General features: G+C 67.0%; 22 protein-coding genes. 11 read left to right on the top strand and 11 right to left on the bottom strand.

The window, feature by feature from the left end; all coding sequences use genetic code 11:
• The first annotated feature begins 234 nt into the window (after positions 1 to 234).
• The 4 genes from ACFVIV_RS15055 to ACFVIV_RS15040 all read left to right on the top strand — a co-directional run bounded on the left by ACFVIV_RS15055 (position 235) and on the right by ACFVIV_RS15040 (position 6,016).
• A complete protein-coding gene (locus tag ACFVIV_RS15055; RefSeq protein ID WP_379196466.1) occupies positions 235 to 981 on the top strand; it encodes a hypothetical protein in 747 nt (248 codons plus the stop codon).
• Positions 978 to 3,122, top strand: coding sequence for an Rv1355c family protein (locus ACFVIV_RS15050; protein WP_379196464.1), 2,145 nt, complete (start codon positions 978 to 980; stop codon positions 3,120 to 3,122). The genes ACFVIV_RS15055 and ACFVIV_RS15050 overlap by 4 nt, the downstream gene beginning before the upstream one ends.
• Positions 3,123 to 3,189: 67 nt before the next feature.
• Positions 3,190 to 4,995 (top strand): putative bifunctional diguanylate cyclase/phosphodiesterase, encoded by a 1,806-nt coding sequence (locus ACFVIV_RS15045; RefSeq protein ID WP_379196855.1) that lies wholly within the window; start codon positions 3,190 to 3,192, stop codon positions 4,993 to 4,995.
• A gap of 160 nt (positions 4,996 to 5,155) precedes the next feature.
• The gene (locus tag ACFVIV_RS15040) at positions 5,156 to 6,016 is read left to right on the top strand and encodes an SDR family oxidoreductase (protein ID WP_379196462.1); all 861 of its coding nucleotides are present in this window, start codon (positions 5,156 to 5,158) and stop codon (positions 6,014 to 6,016) included.
• Positions 6,017 to 6,152: 136 nt separating this feature from the next.
• Here ACFVIV_RS15040 and soxR read toward each other — a convergent pair whose 3' ends face one another.
• Entirely contained in the window at positions 6,153 to 6,677 is a 525-nt protein-coding gene (gene soxR / locus ACFVIV_RS15035) for a redox-sensitive transcriptional activator SoxR (protein ID WP_379196460.1), read from the bottom strand.
• A 75-nt stretch (positions 6,678 to 6,752) separates the two neighbouring features.
• Here soxR and arcA point away from each other — a divergent pair, with 75 nt between their 5' ends.
• Positions 6,753 to 7,982, top strand: coding sequence for an arginine deiminase (gene arcA / locus ACFVIV_RS15030; protein ID WP_379196458.1), 1,230 nt, complete (start codon positions 6,753 to 6,755; stop codon positions 7,980 to 7,982).
• A 6-nt stretch (positions 7,983 to 7,988) separates the two neighbouring features.
• Positions 7,989 to 8,363, top strand: a complete 375-nt coding sequence (locus tag ACFVIV_RS15025; protein WP_379196456.1) for a GntR family transcriptional regulator — start codon at positions 7,989 to 7,991, stop codon at positions 8,361 to 8,363.
• 98 nt (positions 8,364 to 8,461) lie between these two features.
• On the opposite strand, the gene ACFVIV_RS15020 is transcribed toward ACFVIV_RS15025, so the two are convergent.
• On the bottom strand, positions 8,462 to 10,069 hold the full coding sequence (locus tag ACFVIV_RS15020; RefSeq protein WP_379196454.1) for a dolichyl-phosphate-mannose--protein mannosyltransferase: 1,608 nt from the start codon (positions 10,067 to 10,069) through the stop codon (positions 8,462 to 8,464).
• A gap of 270 nt (positions 10,070 to 10,339) precedes the next feature.
• Between ACFVIV_RS15020 and rsmI the strand changes: the two genes are divergently transcribed.
• A complete protein-coding gene (gene rsmI / locus ACFVIV_RS15015) occupies positions 10,340 to 11,194 on the top strand; it encodes a 16S rRNA (cytidine(1402)-2'-O)-methyltransferase (RefSeq protein WP_379196453.1) in 855 nt (284 codons plus the stop codon).
• A gap of 227 nt (positions 11,195 to 11,421) precedes the next feature.
• On the opposite strand, the gene ACFVIV_RS15010 is transcribed toward rsmI, so the two are convergent.
• The 7 genes from ACFVIV_RS15010 to ACFVIV_RS14980 all read right to left on the bottom strand — a co-directional run bounded on the left by ACFVIV_RS15010 (position 11,422) and on the right by ACFVIV_RS14980 (position 19,939).
• Positions 11,422 to 13,566 carry an MMPL family transporter gene (locus ACFVIV_RS15010; RefSeq protein ID WP_379196451.1) on the bottom strand — a complete coding sequence of 715 codons (2,145 nt, stop codon included), beginning with the start codon at positions 13,564 to 13,566 and terminating at the stop codon, positions 11,422 to 11,424.
• A gap of 61 nt (positions 13,567 to 13,627) precedes the next feature.
• Positions 13,628 to 14,815 (bottom strand): peptide synthetase, encoded by a 1,188-nt coding sequence (locus ACFVIV_RS15005; RefSeq protein WP_379196449.1) that lies wholly within the window; start codon positions 14,813 to 14,815, stop codon positions 13,628 to 13,630.
• A gap of 25 nt (positions 14,816 to 14,840) precedes the next feature.
• Complete coding sequence (locus tag ACFVIV_RS15000) at positions 14,841 to 15,884, bottom strand: NAD-dependent epimerase/dehydratase family protein (RefSeq protein ID WP_379196447.1); 1,044 nt, start codon at positions 15,882 to 15,884, stop codon at positions 14,841 to 14,843.
• On the bottom strand, positions 15,881 to 16,150 hold the full coding sequence (locus ACFVIV_RS14995; RefSeq protein ID WP_379196445.1) for a hypothetical protein: 270 nt from the start codon (positions 16,148 to 16,150) through the stop codon (positions 15,881 to 15,883). The genes ACFVIV_RS15000 and ACFVIV_RS14995 overlap by 4 nt, the downstream gene beginning before the upstream one ends.
• Positions 16,147 to 17,970, bottom strand: a complete 1,824-nt coding sequence (locus ACFVIV_RS14990; RefSeq protein ID WP_379196443.1) for a fatty acid CoA ligase family protein — start codon at positions 17,968 to 17,970, stop codon at positions 16,147 to 16,149. The genes ACFVIV_RS14995 and ACFVIV_RS14990 overlap by 4 nt, the downstream gene beginning before the upstream one ends.
• Positions 17,967 to 18,878 (bottom strand): hypothetical protein, encoded by a 912-nt coding sequence (locus tag ACFVIV_RS14985; RefSeq protein ID WP_379196441.1) that lies wholly within the window; start codon positions 18,876 to 18,878, stop codon positions 17,967 to 17,969. Before ACFVIV_RS14985 ends, ACFVIV_RS14990 begins: the two co-directional genes overlap by 4 nt.
• An 8-nt stretch (positions 18,879 to 18,886) precedes the next feature.
• Positions 18,887 to 19,939 carry a 3-oxoacyl-ACP synthase III family protein gene (locus ACFVIV_RS14980; protein ID WP_379196439.1) on the bottom strand — a complete coding sequence of 351 codons (1,053 nt, stop codon included), beginning with the start codon at positions 19,937 to 19,939 and terminating at the stop codon, positions 18,887 to 18,889.
• A gap of 286 nt (positions 19,940 to 20,225) precedes the next feature.
• Here ACFVIV_RS14980 and ACFVIV_RS14975 point away from each other — a divergent pair, with 286 nt between their 5' ends.
• Both ACFVIV_RS14975 and ACFVIV_RS14970 read left to right on the top strand, forming a co-directional pair.
• On the top strand, positions 20,226 to 21,155 hold the full coding sequence (locus ACFVIV_RS14975; RefSeq protein ID WP_379196437.1) for an SMP-30/gluconolactonase/LRE family protein: 930 nt from the start codon (positions 20,226 to 20,228) through the stop codon (positions 21,153 to 21,155).
• A 4-nt stretch (positions 21,156 to 21,159) separates the two neighbouring features.
• Positions 21,160 to 21,942 (top strand): helix-turn-helix domain-containing protein, encoded by a 783-nt coding sequence (locus ACFVIV_RS14970; protein WP_379196435.1) that lies wholly within the window; start codon positions 21,160 to 21,162, stop codon positions 21,940 to 21,942.
• Positions 21,943 to 22,177: 235 nt separating this feature from the next.
• Here the strand turns inward: ACFVIV_RS14970 and metG are convergent, their stop codons facing one another.
• A complete protein-coding gene (gene metG, locus ACFVIV_RS14965) occupies positions 22,178 to 23,749 on the bottom strand; it encodes a methionine--tRNA ligase (RefSeq protein WP_379196433.1) in 1,572 nt (523 codons plus the stop codon).
• Positions 23,750 to 23,815: 66 nt separating this feature from the next.
• Between metG and ACFVIV_RS14960 the strand changes: the two genes are divergently transcribed.
• Together ACFVIV_RS14960 and ACFVIV_RS14955 are read left to right on the top strand one after the other, a co-directional pair.
• Entirely contained in the window at positions 23,816 to 24,643 is an 828-nt protein-coding gene (locus ACFVIV_RS14960) for a TatD family hydrolase (protein ID WP_379196431.1), read from the top strand.
• Positions 24,644 to 24,875: 232 nt separating this feature from the next.
• The gene (locus tag ACFVIV_RS14955; RefSeq protein WP_379196429.1) at positions 24,876 to 26,003 is read left to right on the top strand and encodes a transglycosylase family protein; all 1,128 of its coding nucleotides are present in this window, start codon (positions 24,876 to 24,878) and stop codon (positions 26,001 to 26,003) included.
• Positions 26,004 to 26,021: 18 nt separating this feature from the next.
• Here ACFVIV_RS14955 and ACFVIV_RS14950 read toward each other — a convergent pair whose 3' ends face one another.
• A complete protein-coding gene (locus tag ACFVIV_RS14950) occupies positions 26,022 to 26,786 on the bottom strand; it encodes an SDR family NAD(P)-dependent oxidoreductase (protein ID WP_379196853.1) in 765 nt (254 codons plus the stop codon).
• Positions 26,787 to 26,860: the final 74 nt, after the last annotated feature.

Genomic DNA, 26,860 nt, shown 5'->3' with positions numbered 1-26,860 from the left:
CGAAACCGACCGGTCTCCCGATTGTGTTTCATGACTGTTAGCAATGGTTTGACCGGGGTGGATTTCCGTACAGGCATCCGGGTTTCGGAAGGTTTGCCAGACGCCTGGACAATTTCTGTGGCGTGACGGATACTCCCCTAGGTGCCTGCGCCGGACAGACTTGATACGCGACCGTATCGAGTGAGATCCGGAAGGCGCGCAGAGTACCGCGCAGCAACGGAGTGGGGAACTTGTATGGCTGTCGAAGTGATTGCGACAATCCCGGGAGAACGGCCCGGAGAGCATGCGCTGCGATTTGCTGATGCGCACTCCGGGTGCTTTGTCCTGATCTGTACGCCGCGGTCGCATCCCGAGCTGTGGCAGCAATTCATGGACGGTGCGTTGCGGTCCTATCAGCGCTTCGGTGTCGAGGAAGTGCTCGCCTACGACTCGGTGGTCGACGGCCTGTCGACGTCGGCGTTCGTAGTCGCGCTGGACGAAACCGGGAAGGTCGTTGCTGGAACCCGGGTCCAAGGCCCTTACCAGCACGTGGACGAGGCGCATGCGGTCACGGAGTGGGCAGGGCATCCGGGTGAGTTGGCTCTGCGACGTGTGATCGCCGATCGAATTCCCGAAGGTGTCGTGGAGTTCAAATCGGCCTGGATCGATCACAAGTCCGAGCACCGCGGTGCATTGCGCAATGCGCTGGCTCGCACCACGATCCACATCCCCCAGGCGATCGGAGTGCGCTACGCGCTCAGTACGGCGGCCGATACCGTCGCCGAAGGCTGGCGAGTAAGCGGCGGGACTGTGGCGTGGTGGATTCCTTCTGTGCCGTACCCCAACGATCAATACGCAACAGTCGCACTCTGGTGGGATATGCGCACCTATGAACGATTCGCCGTCGAATCGCAGCTCCCGCTGATCGAAGCGGAGCAGGCCGAGCTTGCTGCACAGCGGGTTTCGGCGTGGAACAGAGCCGCCGGGTTGGCGCAGGCATGACGCTCGATCACCTCGCGGCGAACGATTACCGGCCGCAATTGTTGGATGCATCCGATGCTGGTGATGCCCGGACTCTGGCAGGCCTGCGCTCGGACGGGCGGATCGAGTTCACCGATCTACGTTCGTCGTTGCGGGCCGAATTCGCTGCTCTCGTAGCGCATCCGGAGCTCGATGAAGGTCCGGATGCGGACCGTTGGGCCTTCTATCCATGGCGGCGTGCGGTAGTCGGGATACCCGGGCCAAGGCTTTTGCGGGCGGTTAGGTTGGATCGCAATCGCAACAAGATCACCCGACTCGAGCAAGATGAATTGGCAAAACAAACGGTTGGTGTAATCGGGCAGAGCGTCGGGCACGCTGTCGCGCATACCTTGGCGATGGAGGGCAGCTGCGGCCGAATTCGTCTTGCCGATTTCGATGCGATCGAACTCACAAATCTGAACCGAGTGCCCGGCACGCTATTCGACGTCGGCGTCAACAAGGCGGTAGTCACTGCCCGCCGGATTGCCGAGCTGGATCCCTATCTCCCGGTAGAGGTTTTCGCCGATGGCATCACCGATGCGAACATGGATACCTTCCTCGATGGCTTGTCGCTCGTCGTCGAGGTCTGTGATTCGCTCGATATCAAGCTATCCATCCGCGAAGCCGCTCGCCGCCATCGATTGCCGCTGCTCATGGAGACCAGCGATCGTGGGCTCCTCGATGTGGAGCGTTTCGATCTCGAACCGGATCGGCCACCTTTCCACGGACTGATGGGTGATATCACCGCTGCCGATCTGCGTGGGCTGTCCACTCGTGAGAAGACGCCCTTCGCACTGCGAATCGTGGACGGCAGCAACGTATCCGATCGCCTTGCCGCGAGTCTCGTGGAGATCGGGCAGTCCTTGAACGGCTGGCCGCAACTGGGCGGAGACGTGCAGCTCGGCGGCGCCAGCGCAGCCGCAGCCGTTCGCCGCATCGGATTGGGGTTGAAACTGCCATCAGGACGCACCCGAATCGATCTGGACAGCGGGCTCGACTCGCTCGCCGAACCGGCACCGGTCGCCGAACTGGCGTGGCCGGAGGAATCGATTGCCACGCAGATTCCGCAAGCAGGCGTCTCGGCCGTCCTGGCGAGCGCGCAGCAGGCGCCGTCCGGCGGCAACACGCAGCCGTGGGCGCTGCATGCAGATACGGACAAAATCACAATTTCGCTTGCGCCCGAGCGCAGCTCGCTCATGGACATCGGTTACCGCGCGAGCGCTTTGGCGGTGGGTGCTGCACTCTACAACGCGCGTGCCACCGCTGCTGCGCTCGGCCTGCTCGGCGGCGATGAACTCAGCACCGGCGGGGTGGTACCGCTCACCGCGACGCTGAGGCTGAGCGATGGCAGCGATCCGGCGTTGGCTCGCGACTATCCGGCGTTGCTGGATCGGCATACCAACCGCAACTTCGGTTCTGGCGAGCCATTGGCCCCCTCGGTGCTGGAAGCTCTCGCCGAGGTAGCGATTGCCGCGGGCGGGAATGTTCGCGCGGTCATCGATCGACCCGGTATAGAATCCGCCGCCGCTATTCTCGCCGCATCGGATCGCACGCGCTATCTCACACCCCGGATGCACGCGGAGATGTTCTCCGAGTTGCGTTTGCCGGGTGAGGATTCCCGTACCGGTTTGGACTTGCGCACTCTCGAACTCGCACCCGATGAGCTGGCCAAACTCGATATCATTCGGCGCGCCGAGGTGCTGGCACAGGTGCGCGCCGTAGGCGGGGGCGCCGCACTGGGCGAAGGAACTCGGGTCCGGACGGCATCGGGTTCGGCGGTCGCGGTGGTGACGTTCCCGGCCCCGGCCCTGGACACGAGTGATCTGGCTGATTATGCGCGTGCGGGAGAGGTACTTCAGCGAGTGTGGATCGAAGCGCAACGTCAGGGGTTGGCCGTGCATCCGACATCGCCGATTTTCCTGTTCGCTCGACGTCCCGAGGAGTTGGGCGCGGTTTCCCCGGAGTTCGCCGATACACTAACGTCACTTCAGGGTCGTTTTCTGGACTTGTTGGGAGTGCCCGATACCGAAGTCGCGGCGCTGGTGCTGCGCCTGAGCTACGCGCCGGCCGCCACACTGCGAAGTCGGCGGCTCCCCGTACCGGAACCCGCCCCGCGCAGCTAGTGCGATCGGAGACAGAGTGCCTCGGCAGACGCTCGACTCACTGGTGACTCAGGTCGCCGCAGAGTTGATGGGGGTCGACGCCACCGCGATGGTGGCGGCGAGTGAGCGGGTGCTGTCATGGCTGGTCGAGCACTTCGATGTCGACGTGTGCTACTTGCGTCATACCGATCCTGACCGCCGGGCGTCGGAACTTGTCGCGGAATGGCCGCTACGACCGCCTATAGATCCCGACCCGTTGCGGGTCATCTACTTCGATGAGGCATCGGACTCGGTGTTCGCGCAGCTCGAGCATCGCACCGAGCCGATCGTTGTACGTCCTACTCCGGAATCCACGGATTACCAGCACACCATCGAACGCACGGTGGGTATTCCCGAGGTCTCGATGGCTGCGGTGCCACTGGTGTCGCGCGGCGTGCCCACCGGCGTGCTGGGCTTCATCAAGAAGGGTGACCGCGAGTGGAGTACGCGGGAACTCAATGTACTCAAGGCGATTGCCGCGTTGTTCGCCCAGCTCCAGGCGCGCGTGGTAGCCGAGGAACGGCTCAGATACATCGCCATGCACGACGATCTGACCGGGCTCGCCAACCGGCGGGCATTACTCGAACATATGGAAGAACGGCTCAGAACCGGCAATCCGGGACCTGTGGCCGCGTTCTTCCTCGATTTGGACCGACTCAAGGCTCTCAACGATTTTCTCGGGCATACAGCTGGAGACAACTTCATTCGTAAGCTGGCGGCACGGCTACGCGAGAATCTGGAGCCCGGTGACATGATCGCGCGGCTCGGCGGTGACGAGTTCGTCATTGTGCCGGCCAAGCCAATGGACGCGGCAGCCGCGGAAGCGGTGGCCATTCGGATCCAGCAGCTCATCGCCCGGCGGGTGACAGTCGGGGGAGAAACCGTCAGCCGTGGCGCGAGTGTCGGTGTCGCCCTGGGCATTCCAGGCGAGACCACGGTAGCAGATGTACTACGTCGGGCCGACCACGCGCTGCTGTCGGCCAAGTCCAGCGGTGGCAACGGAGTTGCGGTGTTCACCGATGCGATGCGGGCGCAGTTCGAGCTGCAGGACGATGTGGAGTTGAACCTCCGCAGCGCCGTTTCGGACGGGTCGTTGCTGCTGCACTATCAGCCCGAGGTGGATTTGCGGACCGGGCGGGTGGTGGCGCTGGAGGCGCTGGTGCGCTGGCAGCATCCGACGCGGGGGTTGTTGCCGCCCGGGGCGTTCGTCGGGGTCGCCGAGGCTACCAATTTGGCGGGGGAGTTGGGGCGGTGGGTGATTCGGTCGGCGTGTGAGCAGTTCGCGCAGTGGCGGCGGCGGGGGCTGGCGTCGAATGTGGTGATTCGGATCAATGTGTCGCCGGTGCAGTTGGTGAGCCTCGATTTCGTGGAGACCATGGAGGGGGTGCTACGGCGGTTCGGGATCGACGGGTCGTCGGTGTGTCTGGAGATCACCGAGCATGTGGTGGTGCAGGATCTGGCGCGTACGCAGGTGACCCTGCGGGGGCTCAAGCGGATGGGGGTGCAGATCGCCATCGACGACTTCGGGACCGGGTATTCGTCGCTGTCGCATCTGAAGGCGCTGCCGGTGGACGCGGTGAAGATCGACCGCGGGTTCGTGCAGCGGCTGGGCGCCAGTGCGGATGATCTCGCGATTGTGAAATCCATTGTGGGGCTGGCTGGTTCGTTCGGGCTGGGCGTGGTGGGGGAGGGTGTGGAGACGACCGTGGCGGCGCGCACGCTGGTGGCGCTGGGCTGCTATCGCGCGCAGGGGTTCCTGATCGCGCGGCCCATGCCCGCCGATGAGGTGGAAGCGCATCTGGCGGCCGGGCGGATCGCCCTGGACCTGGACCTACCCGGTTCGGGCCGACCCTGATCACGCGGGGTTTCGGTCCGGCGTCACCGGGCAATACGACCTGCGGAGAAATCGATCGACGCCCCGGGAAATAGGGGCGCGCCGGACCGTCCGCCGACTCGCGAACAATAGTGTTCGCGTAGTAGCGTGCCGACTGACAAAGCTGTCAATTTGAGGATGGATGCGCGTGGCCAAACGAAGCCTGAGTGGCAAGAAGACCCTGATCACCGGCGCGGCGAGCGGTATCGGCCGCGCCACCGCCCTGGCGGCGGCGCGCAAGGGTGCGCGACTGGTGCTCACCGACGTGAACGCCGACGGACTCGCCGAGACCGTCGAATCCGTCCGCGCCACAGGCGGAGTCGTCGACTTCGCCCAAGCCCTCGACGTCAGCGACTACGACGCCGTCACCGCCTTCGCCAAGCAGGTGCACGAGCAACTCGGCTCGCTCGACATCGTCATGAACATCGCCGGCATCTCCACCTGGGGCACGGTCGAAAACCTCGAGCACCGCCACTGGAAGCGCATGATCGACGTCAACCTCATGGGCCCCATCCACATCATCGAGAACTTCGTCCCACCCATGGTCGAAGCCAAACGCGGTGGCGCCCTGGTGAACGTCTCCTCCGCCGCCGGCCTGCTGGCCTTCCCCTGGCACGCCGCCTACAGCGCCAGCAAATTCGGCCTCCGCGGCGTCTCCGAAGTCCTCCGCTTCGACCTCGCCCGCCACGACATCAAGGTCCACCTCGTGGTTCCGGGTGCGGTCGATACCCCCTTGGTGCACACCGTCGACATCGTCGGCGCCGACCGCGACGACCCGCGAATCCAAGCCTGGATCAAGCGATTCCGCCGCCACGCCAAGAAACCGGAAGAGGTGGCCGACGCCATCCTCCGCGGCGTCGAAAAGGGCACCTACCTGATCCACACCCAATTCGACATCCGCTTCGGCTACTGGTGGGCCCGCAAATTCGCCTGGCCCTACGAATTCACCATGGCCCGCGCCAACGACCTGTTCACGACGTTCCTGCCCAAAGACCAGAGATAACAACTCTCCGAACTCTCAGGGGCAAGCCCCTGAAACCCGGGGGTTGGGGAGGGGCGGGGCGCTCAGGGGCCAGCCTCCGAAACCCCGACGGGAGGTTGGGGATGAGCGGGGTGACCGTGAAACTCGGGTGGAGACTCTAGGCCGAGGTGGCTTTGGGGGTGGTCGGGTAGCAGGCGTCCGCTTGCGGTTTGGTGCAGGTTTCCAGCGCGTGGGTGTCCAGGACGCGGGCGCCGGGGCCTTCGTCGCCGAGGTGGTCGTGGGCGTTGACGATCTTGCAGGTGCCCAGGGACAGGCAGCCGCAGCCGATGCAGCCGGTGAGGTTGTCGCGCAGGCGGATCAGTTGCTCGATGCGGTCGTCGAGTTCGGTGCGCCAGGCGGTGGAGAGGGTCTCCCAGTCGCGGCGGGTGGGGGTGCGGCCGTCGGGGAGGTTGTCGAGGGCCTCCCGGATATCGCTCAACGGAATCCCGACACGCTGTGAGATCCGTATGAACGCCACCCGCCGCAGGGTTTCCCGGGGGTAGCGGCGCTGGTTGCCGCTGGTTCGGCGGGCTGTGATCAACCCCTCACGCTCGTAGAAATGCAAGGCGGACACCGAAACTCCCGCACGTTGTGCCAGCTGGCCCGGTGTCAGCTCCTTCGCTTGCCAGGACGCGGTCTGCATACCTCAACACTAGTCGAGGTTTTTCGCCGCCGCGAATTGCATGCCATCTTTGCCGCTACGAACTACCGTCAGGATATGGGAACCAAGGCTGCGCCCCCGGCGCGACCGTTTTCCGTGACCTCGGAGGTCGGTACATTGCGCACGGTGCTGCTGCACCGGCCCGGTGACGAACTGCGCCGGCTCACCCCGCGCAACAATGACCAGTTGCTGTTCGACGGCATCCCCTGGGTGGAGCGGGCACAGCAGGAGCACGACATCTTCGCCGGTGTGTTGCGGGAGCGGGGCGTGGAGGTGTTGCTGCTGGCGGATCTGCTCACCGAGACCCTCGCGGTCAGCGGCGCCGCCCGCATACAGGGCATCTCCGGCGCGGTGGATGCACGGCGGCTGGGGCACGCGCTCGCCGACGAACTGGCCGCGCACCTGCGCACGGTGCCCGCACCGGAGCTGGCGCAGATCCTCATGTCCGGCATGACCTTCGATGAGCTGCCGTTCGGTCCCGACCACCACTCGCTGGTCGTGCGCATGCATCACGGGCACGATTTCGTCATCGACCCGCTGCCGAACCTGCTGTTCACCCGGGATTCCTCGTTCTGGGTGGGCCCGCGGGTGGCCATCACCTCGCTGGCCCTGCGCGCCCGCATGCGCGAGACCTCGCTCACCGACCTCATCTACGCCTTCCATCCGCGGTTCCTGAACGTGCGCCGCGCCTACGAATCGCATACCGCGCCCATCGAAGGCGGTGACGTGCTGCTGCTGGCCAAGGGCGTGGTGGCGGTCGGCGTGGGCGAGCGCACCACACCCGCGGGCGCGGAAGCCTTGGCGCGCAGCCTGTTCGAGGACGATCTCGCGCACACCGTGCTGGCGGTGCCGATCGCGCAGAACCGCGCCACCATGCACCTGGACACCGTGTGCACCATGGTCGACACCGATGCGGTGGTGATGTACCCGGCCATTCAGGATTCGCTGTGCGCGTTCACCATTCATAAAGAGGGCGACGGCACGGTGAGCATGCACGGCCCGGACCCGTTCCTGCCCGCCGCGGCCAAGGCCATGGGCATCGGCAAGCTGCGGGTCATCGACACCGGGCTCGACGGCGTCACCGCCGAACGCGAGCAATGGGACGACGGCAACAACACCCTGGCGGTCGCACCGGGCGTGGTCGTCGCCTACGAACGCAATGAAATGACCAATGCGCGGCTCGCCGACGCCGGAATCGAAGTCCTGCCCATCCCCGGCTCCGAATTGGGTTCCGGCCGGGGCGGCCCGCGCTGCATGTCCTGCCCGCTGTCGCGTGACGAGGTGTGAAAAGCCATGCTGGACATCCCGGTTGACCACCACTCGACGGTCCCCCCGTACGAGCAGCTGCGCCAGGGCATAGTCGCCCGCGTCCGCTCCGGCGAACTGGCCGCGGGAACCAAGATCCCCACCGTCCGCGCCCTCGCCGCCCAGCTCAAACTCGCCCCCAACACGGTGGCCCGCGCCTACCGCGAACTCGAACAGGACGGCGTCCTCGAAACCCGAGGCCGCCTCGGCTCTTTCATCGCCTCCTCCGGCGACCCCACCCGCGACGTAGCCGGCCGCGCCGCCACCGAATACGTCGCCGTAATCCGCCGCCTCGGCTTGGACGACGACGCCGCCCTCCGCTACCTACGCGCCGCCCTGGGCGAAACCCGCACCGCCCCTTGACCTTCTCGGTCTCACTTCGCACTCCGCCCTTGGGGGTTCGGGGGCTTTGCCCCCGAATTTCCCCTTCTCTTGGGGGTGTGGGGGCGTAGCCCCCACGACTACCTCCAGCTCGGGAGCCAGAGGTGTTCGTGCCAGCTTCCGGGGGTGATCGGCATCGCCGTCAGAATCGGCCACAGCCAGATGTAGTTGGCGATCACCAGGGCGAGGTAGAGGCAGACGAGCAAGAGCCCCAAGCCTTGTCGCTCACTGGGCGGTGAAAGGTGTTGCCAGTCGGGCATACCCGATAGTCGCCGCCCGCTGGGTGGGGCGTGGCCGAGCACATCGCCGAGCACCAGGGCGATGGCCATCACGAGGAAGGGGGCGAGCGGCACGGCGTAGAAGAAGTACATCTGCCGGTCCAGGGACAGGAACCAGGGCAGCAGCCCGGCGGCGTACCCGACCAGCACCGCCGCGTACCGCCAGTCCCGGCGCACGAAGCTCCGCCAGATGGCCCAGCCGAGCACCGGGAACGCCAGCCACCAGATGGCCGGCGTGCCGATCGCCATCACGGCTTTCACGCACTGCGACTGCCCGCACCCGGTCACATTGGTGTCGGCGTAGTAGTAGAGCATCGGCCGCAGACCCATCGGCCACGTCCACGGTTTCGACTCCCACGGATGGTGGTTGCCCGCCGAATTGGTCAGCCCCTCATGGAAGGTGAGCACCTCACCCCCGTAGAACCACAGCGAGCGGAAGGCATCCGGCACCCAGGAGAACATGCCGTCCCGCCCCACCCGCACGCCCACCGCGTACCGGTCGTACCCGCTCTCGGAGGCGAACCAGGCCGACCAGGAGCCGAGGTACACCAGCAGTGGAACCGCGACCAGCGCGTACACGGTCGGCCCGAGATCGCGGAGGGCGGTGCCCGCCCAGGGCCGCCTGATCCGGTATCCGCGCCGCGCCGCCAGGTCGAAGGCCAGGCTCAGTGCCGCGAACGCGACCACCCAGTAGATTCCGGACCATTTGGTCCCGCAGGCCAGTCCGAGCATGACGCCCGCGCCGAACCGCCACCAGCGCACCCCGAAGCGCGGCCCGAATTCGCTGTCGTCCAACCGTCCTTCGGCATCGACCTGAGCCATGCGCATCCGCATGTCGTCGCGATCCACAATGAGGCAGCCGAAGGCCGCGACCACGAAGAAGGCCTGGAAGATATCGAGCATCCCGAGCCGCGACGAGACGAAGGTGAGCCCGTCGCAGATCAGCAGAATGCCCGCGAACGCGCCGATCAGCGTGGATCGCGACATCCGCCGGACAATGCGAATCACCAACAGCACCATGAGCGTTCCGCACACGGCCGAGGCGAACCGCCACCCCCACGGCGTGTATCCGAAGATGGCCTCGCTCAGCGCGATCATCTGCTTGCCGACCGGCGGATGCACCACCAGCCCGTACCCGGGGTTGTCCTCCACCCCGCCATTGGTGAGCACCTGCCAGCCCTGCGGCGCGTAATGCTTCTCGTCGAACACCGGCGTCTTGGCATCGGTCGGATACCCGAGCATGAGGAACCGCGTGAGCCCCGCCACCGCCGTCAGGAACAGCGTGACCACCCACCCGCGTGCCCAGTCCGTGGGCCCGAAGTCGGGCGAGGGCCGCAGCGGCGCGGGACTGGACAGTACCGGTCCGTTCTCCACCGGAACTGCCGGTCGCACGTCGCTCACCTGGGTCACGCAACCGATCCTAAGCGGCGCGCGCCGCCACTTCCGCCTCTGGCCGATGCCCGCGCGTATCCCGAGACGGGGATCTGCGGACGCCACAAGGGAGTCGGGTCGGCCGTATGACGCCGCATTCCCCGGGGCGGCATCCTGGTGGCGGCTCGGCGGTCCGAAGCGGCGACCAGCATCTCCCGCTCAACCGCGCATTGCCCTCACGGCCGCGCGGGTGCGCTGTGCGGCGGCCGTATGCTGGGCGGACGGTGGGGCAGAGCGGATAGGAGTGCGATGAGCGGCGAGCCGAGGGCGGCCGGACGACTGGTGCTGGCGGCGACCCCGATGGGGGATATCGGCGACGCCTCGCAGCGCCTGCGCGACGCCCTGGCCTCGGCCGATGTGGTCGCCGCCGAGGACACCCGCCGCACCCGCTCGCTCGCGAAGGCGCTCGATGTCGAGATCGCCGGCCGCGTCGTCAGCTTCTACGACCATGTCGAGACCGCCCGCATCCCCATGCTGCTGGAGGAGATCGAATCCGGCCGCACCGTCCTGCTGGTCACCGACGCGGGCATGCCCTCGGTCAGCGATCCCGGCTACCGCATGGTGGCGGCCTGCGTGGAACGCGACCTCCCCATCACCTGCCTGCCCGGCCCATCCGCGGTGACCACCGCCCTCGCCCTGTCGGGCCTCCCGGTCGAACGCTTCTGCTTCGACGGCTTCGCCCCCCGCAAGTCCGGCCAGCGCAAGGAATGGCTGCGCACCCTCGTCACCGAACCCCGCGCCTGCGCCTTCTTCGAGGCTCCGCACCGCCTGGCCGACTGCCTGGCCGACGCCGTCGAAATCCTCGGCCCCGACCGCCGCGCCGCCGTCTGCCGTGAACTCACCAAGACCTATGAGGAAGTAGTCCGCGGCACCCTCGCCGAACTGGCCGCCTGGGCCGTCGAGGGCGCCCGCGGCGAGATCACCGTCGTCCTCGAAGGCGCGCAACGAGTTTCCGCCGACCCGGCCTCGCTGGTCGACCGGGTGGAGGCCCTGGCAGCAGCGGGCCTCCGCCTCAAAGACGCCTGCGCGGAGGTCGCCACCTCCACCGGAGCATCCCGAAAAGAGCTGTACGACGCCGTCCTCGCCGCCCGTTCGGCCGACTGATCCGGTCTATGCCGAACACTGGCCTAACACGTTGCCAGTCATTCCGGCATGTTCTTGGCCGGAATCCACACGGCGGAGCGAGATCCCGGCCAAAAAAACGCCGGGATGACAAGTGGAACTTCACCCCACCAGCGGCGAACCCTGTTGTCCCAGATGCGGTATCCGCCGGGGACACCGCGGGCGACGTAGCGTCGGCGGGTGATCGGGCACTCCTCGCGCCGTTGCGGTCAGGATGCAGAGACGGTATCGGCGGTATCAGTGCTGCGGGTAGTGGTTTTCGCAGGAGGGGGGTCGCGGCGGCCGGTGGGGGTCCACCAGTTGGCCGGGCCCATGAGTTTCACAAGGGCCGGGACCAGGAGCATGCGGACGAGGGTGGCGTCGATGATGAGGGCGATGACCATGCCGAGGCCGAGGAAGCGCATGGGGGTGAGGGGGGAGATGGTGAAGGCGCCGGTGATGAGGACGAGAAGGGTTGCGGCGGCGGTGATCACGCGGGCCGTTTGGATGGTTCCGGTGTGGACGGATTCCTCGGTGCCTGCGCCGGCTTCGTGGGCTTCGACCATGCGGGAGAGCAGGAAGACCTCGTAGTCGGTGGAGAGGCCGAAGACCACGGCGATGATGAGGACCATCATGCCGCCGGAGAGGGGGCCCACGCTCACGCCGAGGAGATTTGCCAGGTGACCCTGGTCGAAGATCCAGGTGAGGACGCCGAAAGTGGCTGCGAGGCTGAGAAAGGCCATGAGGACGGCCTTGAGGGGCAGGACCAGGGAGCGGAAGGCCAGGGTCAGCATCAGCAGGGTGACGGCGACCATGACCACGAGCATGAGGGGGAGTTTCGCGAGGACTGCGGTGACGCTGTCGACCGTGGCGGCGCTTTCGCCGCCGACGCGGAGCTCGATGCCGTCGAAGTCGAGATCGCGGACGTGGCGGACGATGTCCTGCGCGGCGGGGGAGCGGTCAGGGGCGGCCAAGGCGAGGTGAATGACGGCGGCGTCGTCGCGGGTGCCGAGGTGCACGGCCTGGCGAACACCCGGGACCGCGCCGAGTTCGCGCAGGGCGGTGCTGATCGCCGAGGATTGCGGCGGCTCGCCGGAACCCGTCTGCACCAGTACGGTCGCGCCGCTGTTGGCGGCGGGGAACTTCGCGGCCAATTCCTCGACGGCCGCGCGGGTTTCACTGCCCGCGGGCAGGGCGGTGTGGTCGATATCGCCGAGGCGGACGCTCGCCAGCGGCGCGGCCAGGACCAGCAGGATCGCGCCGACGGCGATTGCCACCGCACCCGGGCGGCGCATGACGGCGGTGACCACGCGACCCCAGAACCGCTGGGCGCGCAGTTCGGAGCGCTCGAAAGCGTCGGCGCGCCAGCTCCATTTGGAGATGCGCGGACCGAGGATCGCCAGGATGGCGGGCAGGGCGGTGATCGACAGGGCGGCGGCCAGGCCCACGGCGGCGATCGCACCGAAGCCCAGGGAGCGCAGGACCGCTTGGGGGAAAACGAAAGTGCCCGCGAACGCGCACATGAGCAGGAGCGCGGAGAACAGGACGGTGCGGCCGGCGGTGTTCAGGGTGCGGGCAATGGCCTCGGGAGCCGGGCGGCCCTGGGCGAGTTCCTCGCGGAAGCGGCCGACGATGAAAAGCCCGTAGTCGATGGCCAATCCGAGACCCAGCAGGGAGACCACATTGACGGCGAAGATGCTGACTTCGGTGAATCGGGCGATGAGGCCGACCGCGCCCATGGCGCCGATCACCGCGAGCGTGCCGACGAGCACCGGCAGCGAGGCCGCCACGATGCCGCCGAAGACCAGGATCAGGACGATCGCCGTGAGCGGGATCGAAATGGCCTCGGCGACAATCAGATCCTCGCGGGACTGCGCGGCAATGGCATCGGCGAGGGCGCTGTAGCCGGTGAGCCGGGTGCCGAGGCCGTCGACCCGCAGGGCATCGGCGATTTCGGGGAAGACCGCGATGCGATGGTTGTCGTCACCGGCCGCGAAGACCACCGCGACCGCCTGCCTGCCGTCTGCGGACCGCAGGAGTTGCTGTCGCGAACTGTTCCAATAGGTTTCGACGGGACGACTCAGCAGCGCCGGATCGATGCGCTCGACGGCCTGCTGCACGCGCGGCCCGATATCGGCGAGCGATTGACCGTCCGGCGCGGTGTAGATGGCGATGACGTCGGGGTTCTGCGGGCCGAGCTGGTCTTTGACCCAGGCGTCGACTCGGCTGGATTCGGCTCCCGGATCGGTGAATCCGGCCGCGCTCACCCGCGCGGCCAGCCCGGTCGCGAACAACCCGCAGGCCAGGGCGAACAAGACGGCCGCGATGACTACCGTCTTCGGTCGCGCGACGATGACCCGTGCCCAGTACGTCATGAGGATTCCTATCGACCCGCATCAGCCGCCGCGCGGGTGGGCCGCCGTCGGCCCACCGATCTCACTTCGCGGCTGAATCCGTTTGGGGTAGTTCGTTTTCGAGCGTCTTCACAATGCGATCGAGCAAGGCGTCCAAGCGCGCCGGAATACCGCGCCCGCTGCGCGCCGACACCGTGAGCTCGGTGCGGCCACCGCATTCGGTCAGGCCGAACAGCAGCGGCATGGCCACGCTGTGCTGGGGCAGGATGTAGATCGAGGTGGGTGCGAAGTGCGGGCTCGCGAGTTCGTCGAGGTCGTAGCGGCCCATATGGGAAACGGTGGCGGAGGCGAGGTTCCGGCCCAGGCGCGACCCCATCCAGTTCAGCCCGCGCAGCAGCGTGCGGCCGACGGCGGGCGGGAGCTTGGTGAGACCGCTGTTGTCCATCTGATTGAGCTCGCGGCGCTCCTGCAGGCCGATCTTCTTGTCGGCATTGAGCTGCTGCCAGGTCACCCCCGGGCGGGCGTCGAGGAACAGCGGCAGTGCCAGATTCCCGGTGGAGCGCAGATCCGGATCGTGGCGGCGCAGATCGACCGGGATCATGATGCGCGAGACCGGACCGCCTTCATCGGCCAGGATGGCCGCGACCCGCACCATGGCGCCCGGTCCGGTGGCGTGAATGGTGCGGTGGCGCAGCAGATGCCGGTGTTCGCCCGGATCCTGCGGGCCGTGGCCGACGGCGGAGCGGAAACGCGGCTGCATGAGGGTGGGGCGGCCGGGTGCGCCGACCTTGGCGACCAGTTCGGCATCGGCGACGGGGTCGGCCGCGCCGATCGGTTCCAGGCCGCGCAGGGCCCGGAACACATCGGTCACCCACATGATCATGCCCATGCCGTCCATGACGCCGTGGAACACGCGGAACACGATGGTGGTCGGCGCGCCCGTGAGCAGCAGCACCTCGACGGTCGATTCCGGAGTCGGGCCGATGGGGGTGGTCAGCACCGGATCGGCTTCCAGCTCCGGATTGTTCAGCGTGTGCTCGACCGCGCGGACCGCCGGCGCGACGCCGCTGTCCACCCAGTATCCGCCGTCGCGCCGCAGCCGCGCGCCCGGATTCGCCTCGGACGCAACGGCTACCGCGCGCCGCAGCTCTTCCGGCGCCAGATCGCCCGTGCCCTCGACCACCAGCTGCATGAGGAACGGCGGCGCCAGTTCCCGCATCGGGAAGTAGATGAGTTCGGTGGGCGAAATGGGTCGCCGGAAGGTGTTCATGCGCGCCTCTACTGCTCTGCTGCGGTCACCGCAGGTTCTTGGTCAATTCGACGACGCCGCCCTGGGTTTCGAGCCAGGCCAGGAACTCGGCCAGCCCGCGATCGCGGTCCACGATCGGCTGGTAACCGAAATCCCGTGCGGCCGCTCCGGTGTCATAGGTGGCGGTGCGGGTCATGAGCGCCACCACGTAGCGCGACAGCGGCGGCGAGTAGCGCGTGGCGATGAACGGTATGCGCCAGATGGTTTCGATGATCTCCACCACCGCGTTCAGGACGCGCGGATTCGGCTGCCGGGACGGCTTCTCGTACCCGAGCCCGGTCGCCACCTCGCCGAGGAAGTCCCACACATTGGTCTTCTCGGCATCGGCGACGAAATACGCCTTACCGCCGACCTTCTCGGAGGCCGCCGCCCGCACGCACGCCTCGGCGATATTCTCGACATGGCAGAGCGAGGCGTACACGTCCTTGCCGAACGACACGTCCGGCAGCGAGCCGGCGGCGGCGCGGCTGAGCAGTCGCACGATCGGCCCGGATCGGTCGCCCGCGCCCCAGATCGCGCGGGGCCGCAGCGCGCAGGTGGTGAAATCCTTGGTGTCGGAATCCAGTACGAAGCGTTCGGCGGCCGCCTTGGTCTCCGAGTAGTAGTTGAGATAGCGGTGCGGGTACGGCACCGACTCGTCGATATCGATCTGATCGCCGCCGTCGCGGTCCATCATGGCGCTGGGGCTGGAGATGAATACGAAGCGCGAGGCGCCGTTGTTGCGCGCCGCCCGCAGCAATCGCTGAGTGGCCGTGAGGTTCTCGGCCACGAACTGCGCGCGGGTGCCGCGATCGTCCACCCGGGCGGCGCTGTGGAACACCACATCCACGCCCTTGGTGGCGTGCACCAGCGAGGCGAGATCGGTGAGGTCGCCGTGGCGCACCTCCACCCGGTCGATCACATCGGCGAGATCGCGCAGATTGCTGGTGGGCCGCACCAGAATCGCCACCTCGTAGTCGCCGTCGCGGACCAGGCGGCGCACGATGGCGCCGCCCAGGAAGCCCGACGCGCCTGTGACAAGGGCCTTCACGCCGCCTCCTGCGTCTTCCACCAGGTGAGTCCGAAGATCTGGGTCATGACCGCGGTCTCCAGCGGGGACCGGTCACTGCCCTGGGCGGCACGCAGCGCGGCCGGAATCTGCGCCGCGTGCACGATGATGCTCAGGAAGGCGTCGATCCAGAAGACGATGCGCAGGAACCGGTTGGCGGGCGCGTGCCCGGCCAGGACCAGGAGCAGTCCGACGGCCAGGTAGAGCCAGCCGAGTACCGGAACCGCCCGCAGTGCAGTGGTTTTCATCGTGGTGTGTCCTCTCCGAGCTGCTGTGCCGACCAGACCGCGAGCTGTTCGCGGCCGATCTTGGCATTGTGTCGGATGTCGACCGGGAACTTCGGGTGGAACAGGAACTCCGAGATCTTCGCGGTGATCTCGAATTCGGCTGCCCGCGTGCGCAATCGCAGGGCGATGCCGACCTGGTCCGCGCCCGGCTCGGCTTCGACGCACAGCACCGGCCGCTGCGCGCCGCGCGGGCCGACCCCGACCAGCGCCGTGCGCGCCACGCCGGGAAGGGTGTTGAAGACCTGCTCGACCTGCACGCTGAACATGGGGCCGTCCGCGGTCTGCACACGCTGGCTCTTGCGGCCGCAGAACCAGATCCGGCCCTGATCGTCGATCCAGGCCAGATCGCCGGTGCGGTGCCAGATCACGTCGCCGTCGGCGATCTTGCCCGCGGCATTGGCCTGTTCCGGCCAGTAGTAGCGAGTGCTCACATTCGGCCCGGCGACCACCAGTTCGCCGATGCCGCGGGTGGCGGCCAGTTCGGCCTCGCGTGCCTGCGCGTCCGCCCAGGTCGGGATCGGCTCATCGGTAATGGCGACCAGCCGCGCCCGCACGCCCTCGGCCGGGCGTCCGATGCAGGTGCCCTCGCCGTTGTGGGCGCGCTCGACCAGTCCGTCCAGCAGCTCCCGCGATTCGATGGTCGACATGGGCAGCGCCTCGGTGGAGCCGTAGCCGGCGTGCACCTCGGCGTCCTCGGCCAGGACGTCGCGCAGTCCGGCAATGCACCAGTCGGGCACGGGCGCGCCGCCGGAGTAGATGCTGTGCAGCGTCGGCACCGTCGTCTTGTGCTTCTCCAGGTGCCGCAGCAGGGGGATGAGCACGGCCGGGGAGGCGAACATGGTCCGCACGCCGAATCGGTTGATGGCATCGACCACGTGCGCCGGTTCGGTGGAACCCACCTGGCTCGGAATCAGCGGCGGCAGGACGCAGCGTGAGCCGAGCAGCATGTCGAGAATGCCGACCAGCGGCAGGGTGATCAGTGAGGTGCCGGGCTCGACCCGATTGCGGGCGGCATGCACCTGATCGACCATGGCGGAAAGGTTTCCGTGGGTCATTTCCACGGCCTTGGCCGGGCCGGTGCTGCCCGTGGTGAAGGCGATGAGCAGCACTTCATCGGCGGGGGCGGGCACGCGGTCGGCGAGCGTTGCGGCGTCGAACCGGGGATCGGTGACCGCTGTGGCGGCGCTACCGGAACGTGCGCCTTCCAAGGTGGTGAGCAGTTCGTCCAGTCGCGCGGCGACTTTCGGGCTCACATGCTCGCGAACGCGATCGGCCGCGGTGCCCGGGCGCGCCGCTGTGGGCGTTCCCCAGCTCTGCAAGGTCGGTCCGCCCCAGAACCAGCGCGGGCCGACCGTGATGGCCACCCGCACCTGGCGGAAGTAGTTGCGGAACAACACCCGTGCCGCATGCGCTTGCGGAATGCCGATGAAGGCTTCGGCATTCGCGGCGCGCAGGCAGTTGAGCATCTTGCGCAGGCCCATGCCCGGATCGATGACCACCGGCACCGCGCCGATCTTCAACAGGCCCAGCATGATCGCGTACAGCTCCGGGCTCGGCAGCACCAGCACGATGGTGCGGGTGCCGCGCCCGACACCGGCCGCGGTGAGCCGCAGGGCGATGGTGTCGGACCAGTCGTCGAGTTCCCGGTAGGTGAGATGCCGGTATTCCGGCAGACCGGAGGCGGCGATTCCGGCGGGGAAGATCACCGCCTCCCGGTCCGGATCGGCGGCCACGACCGCGCGGAAGCGGTCGATGGCCTGCCAATAGGTCGCGGTCGTCACGCCGCGGCTCCCACCGGGGCGGGCAGCTGGTAGAGCACGGCGGCCGCCGACGGGCCCGCGCCCGCCGCCACGAACAGCACCCGGGTGAACTCGCGCAGCGAATCATCGGCCGCCGCACGGTCGTACGCGAGCGGCAGGGCGGCGGTGTGCGGATCGCCCTGGGACAGATCGGGAGTGCGCACCGAGCTCGCCGCAATGCCGAGTTCGGCGGCCAGCCGCTCCGGGAAGCCGGGCGTCACGGTGGAGGCGATGAGCGCGGTGCTCACCAGGTCGATCTCGGCCTCGGCCAGCGCCTGCCGCGCCACATCGGCGGCGAGGGCGACCAAGCGGTCCTCGGCCCCGGGCTCGCGCACCACGGTCATGAGCTCGCGGCCCCGCGCGCCCATGGTGGCGACATCGACATAGGACTCGATGGCGGGCGAGCCGGATTCGGTCGCGGTGTGCACCCGCCCGAAGCCCTCGGGATCCTCGGTGCGCTCGAGCAGGAGCGCGGCACCCGAAGTGGCATAGGGAAATTCGTCATCGGCGGCGGCCCGCTTCAGCGAAGGGTGGGTGTCGCCGGAGACGACCAGCACGTGCTCGGCGCTGCCGGTCGCCAGGATGGACTGCGCCACCTGCACCGCATTGAGCACGCCGACACCGGCGTTCATGAGATCGAAGGAGAACGACCGCGGATCGTTCTTCTCGTAGTCGAGCCCGATGCCGGCCGCCTTCTGAATCAACGCCGAGACAGCGGGTTCCACGGTGTTGGAGTCGCGGAAGATGCCGGCATTGATGAGCACGCCGACCTGATCGGGCCGCACCCCGGCCCGCTCCATGGCCTGCCGCGCCGCCGCCGCGCTGTGCTCGACAATGCTGAAAGTGTCCCCGGCCCGGCTGGTTCCGGTGGATTTGATGCGCACGCCCATGGCAGACCTCAGACCTTCAGAGACGAAATCGTGGTGGACAGGAACCCCGCGACGACGCCGGAGGCGGCGGGGACCATCAGGACCTTGGATCCGGACGGAATGGCCTGCTGGCTCAGCTGATCGTGCAGGACAATGAAATGCGAAGTGGTGGACGTGTTTCCGTACTTCTCGATGACGTTCAGGTCGGGCGGCATGGGCACGCCGAACTCGCGCTGGGCGATGGCGTTGATGAACGGGATCGCCCCGGCGCCGAACTGGTGGTGGATCATGTAGTCGAACTGCTCGTCGGCGAAGGTGGTGCCCTGCTTGTCGAGGTATCCGCCCTGCGTATCGGTCCACAGCAGGAAGCGGGACTCGTTGTGCATCTTGCGGTTATCGGTGTACAGCGCCACGCCCTGCGATTTGTCGCTCGGCATACCGAGGCACAGGTGCGAGTACTCCGAGGCGGTGGTGAGCTCGATGTAGTGGATCTTGTCGTTGTCGTCGACGGCCTGATCCAGCACCACGGCCGCGCCGGAGTCGCCGACGGTGAGTGAGGCGAATTGCAGATCGTACTTTTCGGAAATTTCCGCGACGGCGGTTTCCGCAATGGGCGTGATCGCCTCGCCGGAGACGACAATTCCGCGGCGCACCGCACCCGAGCGAATCATTCGATCGAGAATGTAGGTGCCGGTGAGCATTCCGGCGCACGCATTCGACAGATCGAAATGAATGACATCCGCGCGAGCGCCGATGGCCTTTGCGATGGAGCCCGCGAACGAGGGCTCCATATACATCTTGGTGCCCTCCTTGCTGCGCGTGATCGAGGTGGAGATGATCACGTCCAGATCGGCGGCCGAGTACTGTGACCTGGACAGACAGTCTTCGACGGCATTGATGGCCAGGGTGAACGAGTCTTCGGTGTTCTCCGGGGAGGTATCGCGGAAGCGACGTTCCTTGACGCCCGTGATTCGTTCGAGATCGAAGCCCGGCGCCTCCTTCAATTGCGAGACGAGCTCTTCGGTGGTGACGCGTTTCGACGGTAGATAGGCGCCGATCGCCTCGAATCGAGAATGCAGCACAGGGACTCCTGAAAGGGCGAAGAAATGCAATCCGAAACGGTGATGAACTGAGGCTACCCGACGGTAACTACGCATGCGACCGGGCCGATGGCGGCGAATCGTCTGAGACATCCGTGCCGACGCGGGTTTCGGCCGGTGAGGGCCCCGGTTTGTGAACGATCACTGTGAGGGACTTCACCCGCTGAGCTGGCCCGTAATGCTGTTACGCAATGTGCACTGATACTTTCATTTGAAACTGTCTGAGCGACAGTAGATTTCGCTCGCCACCAGCGGTTAGGTTGAATCGATGCGCATTCGGAAGGCACTCACCGGCGGCCTCGCCGCGACTCAACTCGGCATCCTGCTCACCCTCATCGCCCCGGGAACCGCCGGTGCTACACCCGAAATCGCCGAGTGCGGCGTCTGGGCCAAATCCACCATCGCCTCCGGCCACGGCACTCTCGAGAACCTGGCCTTCGACGGCCGCGGCGGCCTGCTGCTCTCCGAACTGTCGCTCACCGGCAGCGGCGGCGCCCTGCGACGCCTCACCCCCGACGGCGCCCTCTCCACCGTCGCCCCCATCGAATCCCCCGGCGGCATAGTGGTTTCCGGCGCCACCGCCTACATCAACTCCGGCAACACCCTCCGCAGCGGCCTCACCGACACCCCCGACGGCTCCATCCAGTCCGTAGACCTCACCACCGGCACGGTCACCACCGCCGCCTCCGGCCTCCGCATGCCCAACGGTCTCGCTCAACTCCCGGACGGCAGCTTCGTCGTCAGCCGTGACCTGGGCTCCTCCACCGCCCTGACCCGCATCGCCGCCGACGGCACCGGAGCCCACCCCCTGGCCCCCGACCTCACCTTCACCAACGGCCTGGCCTACGACCCTTCCCGCCGAAAGCTCTTCGTCTCCACCACTTTCGACTCGACCACCACCATCGCCGCCATAGCCATCGACAACCCTTCGGCCGCCCCCACCCGCATCACCCTCCCCGGCTTCGGCCCCCTCAACTCCGCCGACGACCTCACCCTCGGCCCCGACGGCGCCGTCTACGTAACTCTCAACGTCGCCGGCCAAGTCGTGAGGGTCGACCCCGACACCGGCCACCACTGCACCATCGCCGACAACCTCCCCTTCGCCACCTCGGTCCGCTTCGGCCAGGGCCCCGGCTGGGACCCGAACTCGGCTTACGTGACCAGCTTCCTGGGCACCGTCACCCGTCTGACACCGTAGATACGTGACCGATCCATTCGACCTTGCGGAGTTTCTGCCCGAGCAGCCGATGCTCGGGATGTACATGCGGCACCGGCGGGAGAGCCTGGGGATGACGCAGGAGGAAGTGGCGCGCGGGATGTTCGTGAGCGTGTCGCTGTATCGGAAGCTGGAGAGCGGGGAGCGGCCGATCTCGGTGGATCGGCTGGAGGACTGGTGTGCGGTGGTGAGCGCACCGGTGTGGATGCTGCAGAAGATGGTGTCGCTGGCGGTGCCGAAGATGTTCCCGCGGGCGGTCGGGGCCTGGCCGCCGCAGTTGCGTCAGGAGGACCTGGACCATATCGAGAGCTTTCCGTTTCCGGCCTACTTCCACCGTTTCCCGGAGTACGAGATCCTGGCTGCCAACAGCGTTGCACGGGAGATGATTCCGTGGCTACAGCCGACCGAGCCGGATGCCGACCGCCCGGCGAATGTCATCGAGCGCATGATGACCGAGCCGCTCGCCCGCGAGGTGCTGGGCAATTGGGAGGAGATCGTGCATCGGCTGCTGTTCATCCTGCGGGTGAACTCCCCGGGCGTGGTGGCGCCCGAGCGGCTCGCCCAGATCATTGAAACCTGCCGGACCAATCCGGATTTCGAGCGGCTGTGGCGTACCGATATGGACGAGGCCGTGTACAACAACTCGCTCGCGACGGTGCGGAATCCGGAGACCGGCGAGCTGCACCGCTTCACCATGCGGTCGTACAACTCGTTCCACCCGGACAACTGCAACTACCAGTTGTTCACGCTGACACCGCGCCCCGAATGACGCCCGGTGGCGCGGAGTGCCACAAATAGTGTGACCCTCGCCGGTTGACCGTCCGCGCTCGGAAATGGATGCTGCTCCAGCGAGGATGCGGTGGATTTTGGAGGGGAATCTCCAGCGCTACGGTGCTGCCCCCTTCCGGGACGCGATGTGCCCCTCGTCCCCGCGCCCACACTCACCGTCGCGTGTGGTTTACGGTGCTGCACGGCCTTGTTCGGTCGTGCAGCACCCGCTGGGGTTACTTGGCGGCGGTTGTCTTGGGTTCCACGTACTTCGGGAAGACGACCTCAGGCTCCGGCAGGGCGGTGCCCGGCTGGAGGGGGGTGGCGATGTCGGCGAAGGTGCGGCCGGTCTGGCCGAGGAGGTCCAGGATCTTGCCGGCGGAGCCCGGAATGACCGGCTGAACCAGCAGGGTCACGATGCGCAGGACTTCCATGGTCACGTAGAGGACGGTGGCTTCGCGGGCCACGTCTTCCGGGGTGCCGGACTTGGCCAACGTCCACGGGGCCTGGGCGGAGAAGTAGCGGTTGGTTTCGCCGAGGGTGAGCCACAGCTGTTCCAGCCCGAGATGGAGTTGCTGCTGGTCGAATTCGGAGCGGACCTTTTCCAGCAGGCCGTTGGCGCGGTCCAGCAGTTCGCGGTCCTCGGGGGTGAACTCGCCGGGAGTCGGGGCCACGCTGCCGAAATCGCGCGCGACCATCTTCAGGCAGCGCTGCGCCAGGTTGCCGTATTCGTTGGCGAGGTCGGTGTTGATGCGGCCGACGATGCCCTCGTGGCTGTAGGAGCCGTCCTGGCCGTAGGAGATCTCGCGCAGCAGGAAGAAGCGCACGGCGTCGAGGCCGTAGGTGTCGACGAGGTCCATGGGGTCGACGACATTGCCGACCGACTTCGACATCTTCTCGCCCTTGTTGTACAGGAAGCCGTGCACGAAGACGCGCTTGGGCAACTCGACGCCCGCGCTCATCAGGAACGCCGGCCAGTACACGGTGTGGAAGCGGGTGATGTCCTTGCCGATGATGTGCAGATCGGCCGGCCAATACTTCTGGAAGGCGGCCGAATCCGTATTCGGGAAGCCGGCGCCGGTCAGATAGTTGGTGAGCGCGTCCACCCACACGTACATGACGTGCGCCGGATCGCCCGGCACCGGCACACCCCAGTCGAAGGTGGTGCGGGAGATGGACAGATCCTTCAGCCCGGCCTTCACATACGAGACGATCTCATTGCGCCGCGTGGCGGGCGCGATGAATTCCGGATGCGTCTCGTACAGTTCGAGCAGCTTGTCCTGGTACTTCGACAGCCGGAAGAAGTAGTTCGACTCCTCGGTCCACTCCACCGGGGTCTTGGTGTCGGTGGAGATGCGGGTGCCGTCCTCCTGAAGAGTGGTCTCCTCCTCGGTGTAGAAGGCCTCGTCGCGCACCGAGTACCAGCCGGCGTAGGTGTCGAGGTAGATGTCGCCATTGGCGGCCATCTTCTCCCAGATCGCGATGGACGCCGCCTGGTGATCCTCGTCGGTGGTCCGGATGAACCGGTCGAAGGAGACGTCGAGGGCCTTGTCCATGCGCTCGAACACGTCCGAGTTGCGGGAGGCGTACTCCTGCTCGGGCACGCCCGCGGCCTTGGCGGCCTGCTGCACCTTCTGGCCGTGCTCATCGGTGCCCGTCATATAGAACACGTCGAACCCGTCGAGCCGCTTGAAGCGGGCCAGGGCATCGGACGAGATGTACTCGTAGGCATGTCCGATGTGCGGCGCACCGTTCGGGTACGCGATGGCCGTGGTGATGTAAAAGGCGGGGCGGTCGGATGCGCTCATGGTGTGTCTACTCTATCTGCGTGCCTCTACACGCTCGCGTGAATATCCCCGTGGCCGGTGTCGCCCATGAGTAGCCGCCGACCTGCGCCCGAACCGCCGGAGCCGCTGGCGCCGCTGGTGGACGCGCACACCCATCTGGACGCCTGCGGGGCCACGGACGCGGAATCGGTTGCGGCCATTGTGGACCGGGCCGCGCGCGTGGGCGTGCGCGAGGTGGTGACCGTGGCCGACGATCTGGCCGCCGCCCGCTTCGCGGTGCAGGCCGCCAACTGGGACTTCCGGGTGTACGCGGCGGTCGCGCTGCATCCGACCCGCGCCAATGCCCTCGACGATGCTGCCAAGGCGGAGCTGGAGCGGCTGGCCGCGGATCCTCGTGTAGTCGCGGTGGGTGAGACCGGGCTCGATTACTACTGGCCAGGGAAGCTGGACGGATGTGCCGATATCGAGACCCAGATCGAGGGTTTCCGCTGGCATATCGACCTGGCCAAACGGCTCGGCAAACCGCTCATGATCCACAATCGTGAGGCCGATCACGACCTGCTCACCGTGCTGCTGGACGAGGGCGCGCCGGAAACGGTGATCTTCCACTGCTTCTCCTCCGATGCCACCATGGCCATGGCCTGCGTGGATCAGGGCTATGTGCTGAGTTTCTCGGGAACCGTGAGTTTCAAGAATGCTCATGAATTGCGGGAAGCCGCGAAACTCGTACCGGATGAGCAGATTCTGGTCGAAACGGACGCGCCGTTTTTGACCCCGCATCCGTTCCGGGGTGCGCCCAACGAGTCGTACATGCTGCCGTACACCCTGCGTGCGCTGGCAGAACTGCGGGAGCAGGAACCGGCGGCGCTGGCCAAGATCACTACCGCGAATGCGCGCCGGGTCTACGGAATCTGATTGCCACGCATTGCCTCCCATTGCGGGACGCGCCAACCATCGCGCCATTGTTCACATTTCGAACCAACCCCCCGGGTTGGCGATTGTGCGCTACCTCACTATGATCCAGTGCGATCGTGATTAACCTGCGGTTCGATATCACCTCGTGATTTTCGTTGCCGCAGTTCGGCGCGTATCGGTTGTCAATTCATGACCCCCTCGTTATCGTACTGTGACCATGCCGGGATTTCCGATGAACGCTCTTGCGAAGATCAACTCGTCGCGCTCGCCGCTGCTGTACGGCGCCATCGCGGCGATGCTGGTCACGTTGATCGTCGGCGCGGGCCTGGCCATCGTGAACAAGAAGAGCGTCACGGTGGTCGTCGACGGTCAGAAGCTCACGCAGCACACTATGTTCGGCGATGTGCGCGGCGTGCTCAAGGACGCCGGCTACGCGCTGTCGGACCGCGACGATGTTTCCCCGTCCGCGGGTGAGCGGGTCGCCGACGGCGCCACCATCACGCTGAACCGGGCGCGCGAGGTCGCGCTCGTGGTGGACGGCAAACCGTCCAAGGCGTGGACCACCGCACTCACCGTCGCCGAGGCCGTCGTCAAACTGGGCCTGCCGCACGATGTGTGGACCTCGCCGTCGCGGCCGAGCCCGCTGCCCCTCGAGGGCGCGGCCATGCTCATCACCAACCCGCGCACCGTGGAGCTATCCGATATGGGCGGACCGCTCGGCCTGGTGCGCCTGGCCGCGCCCACCGTCGGCCAGCTGCTCGAGGTGCAGGGCGTCCCGCTGGCCAATCAGGACTCCGTGGTCCCGGCCGCCGACACCCCGCTCACCGACGGCATGAAGATCACCGTCACCCGCAAGGTCGTCGAGAACCGCGTCGAGCGCCTGCCGCTCGATCCGCCGGAGAACATCATCGAGGACCCGACGCTCAATATGAGCCGCACCATTGTGGAGAACCCGGGCGTGCCCGGCGTCCACGACGTCACCTTCGCCGTGTCCATCGTGAACGGGCATGAGGCGGGCAAGGATCCGATCAACTCCACGGTGATCACCCCCGCCGCGCCCAAGACCGTCCGCAAGGGCGCCAAGCCCGGCACCGAGGTGCCCGAGGTCAAGGACGGCGCCACCTGGGACGCGCTGGCCAAGTGCGAATCCGGCGGCAACTGGGCCATCAATACCGGCAACGGCTACTACGGCGGCATCCAGTTCGACGAGAGCACCTGGGCGCGCCAGGGCGGGCTGCGCTACGCGCCCCGCGCGGACCTGGCGACCCGCGAGGAGCAGATCGCCATCGCCGAGGTGACGCGCGCCCGCCAAGGCTGGGGAGCCTGGCCCGCCTGCACCTCCCGCTTGGGTCTGAGTTAGCCCAACGGGGCGCGGTCGCTACATCAGCGCTCCACCGTCCACGCGCAATTCGGTGCCGGTCATGTAGCGGCCGTCGTCGGAAGCCGCCATGGCCACCACGCCCGCGATGTCCTCGGGCTTGCCGAGCATGCCGCCCTCCAGCCAGCCGGGGAGGCGGGCCAGCAGGGTCCAGTCGGCGTCGGCCGGGAGGTTCAGGCCCGAGGTGATGCCGGTGCTGATGCCGCCGGGGACGATATTCACCGCGCGCACACCCTTTTTCACGTATTCCAGCGCGAGGGCGTGGGTGAGGGCGTTGACGCCCGCCTTGGACGCGGCGTACGCGGCCATATAGGGCACGGAGCCGAAGGCCGAGGTGGAGGAGAAGTTCACGATCACGCCGTGACCGGAGTCGACGAGGGCGGGCAGGGCGGCCTGGCACATGAGGAAGGTGCCGGTGAGGTTGACCGTGATCACCTGATTCCAGGTCTCCAGCGGCATCTCATGGGTGTGGGCGGCGCGCATGATGCCCGCGGCATTGACGAGAACGTCCAGGCCGCCGAGGAATTCGAGGGCCGCGGCGGTGGCGGTGCGGACGGATTCGGGATCGGCGACGTCCAGGGGGACGGTGTGCAGCCGGTCGCGCTGGTCGGCGGGAACGGCCTCCACGGTGGCGGCCAGGCCCGGTTCGTTGATATCGGCGGCGACCAGTCGCGCCCCCTCTTCGAGGAGCCGGAGGGCGACCCCCTGCCCGATGCCGGAACCGGCACCCGTGACTAGTACTCGACGGCCGTCGTATCTGCGCAACATGGCGAGAAATTAGAACAAGTTCCAACGATCGTCAATCGCATTGCCAGAGTTTTCTCAAACTGGGCAATTGA

The organism is Nocardia sp. NPDC127526, from assembly GCF_042672265.1.
In the GTDB taxonomy this organism is placed as follows: Bacteria; Actinomycetota; Actinomycetes; order Mycobacteriales; family Mycobacteriaceae; genus Nocardia.
Note: the sequence above shows the minus strand (reverse complement) of the source record. Positions and strands in the feature narration are given on the sequence as shown.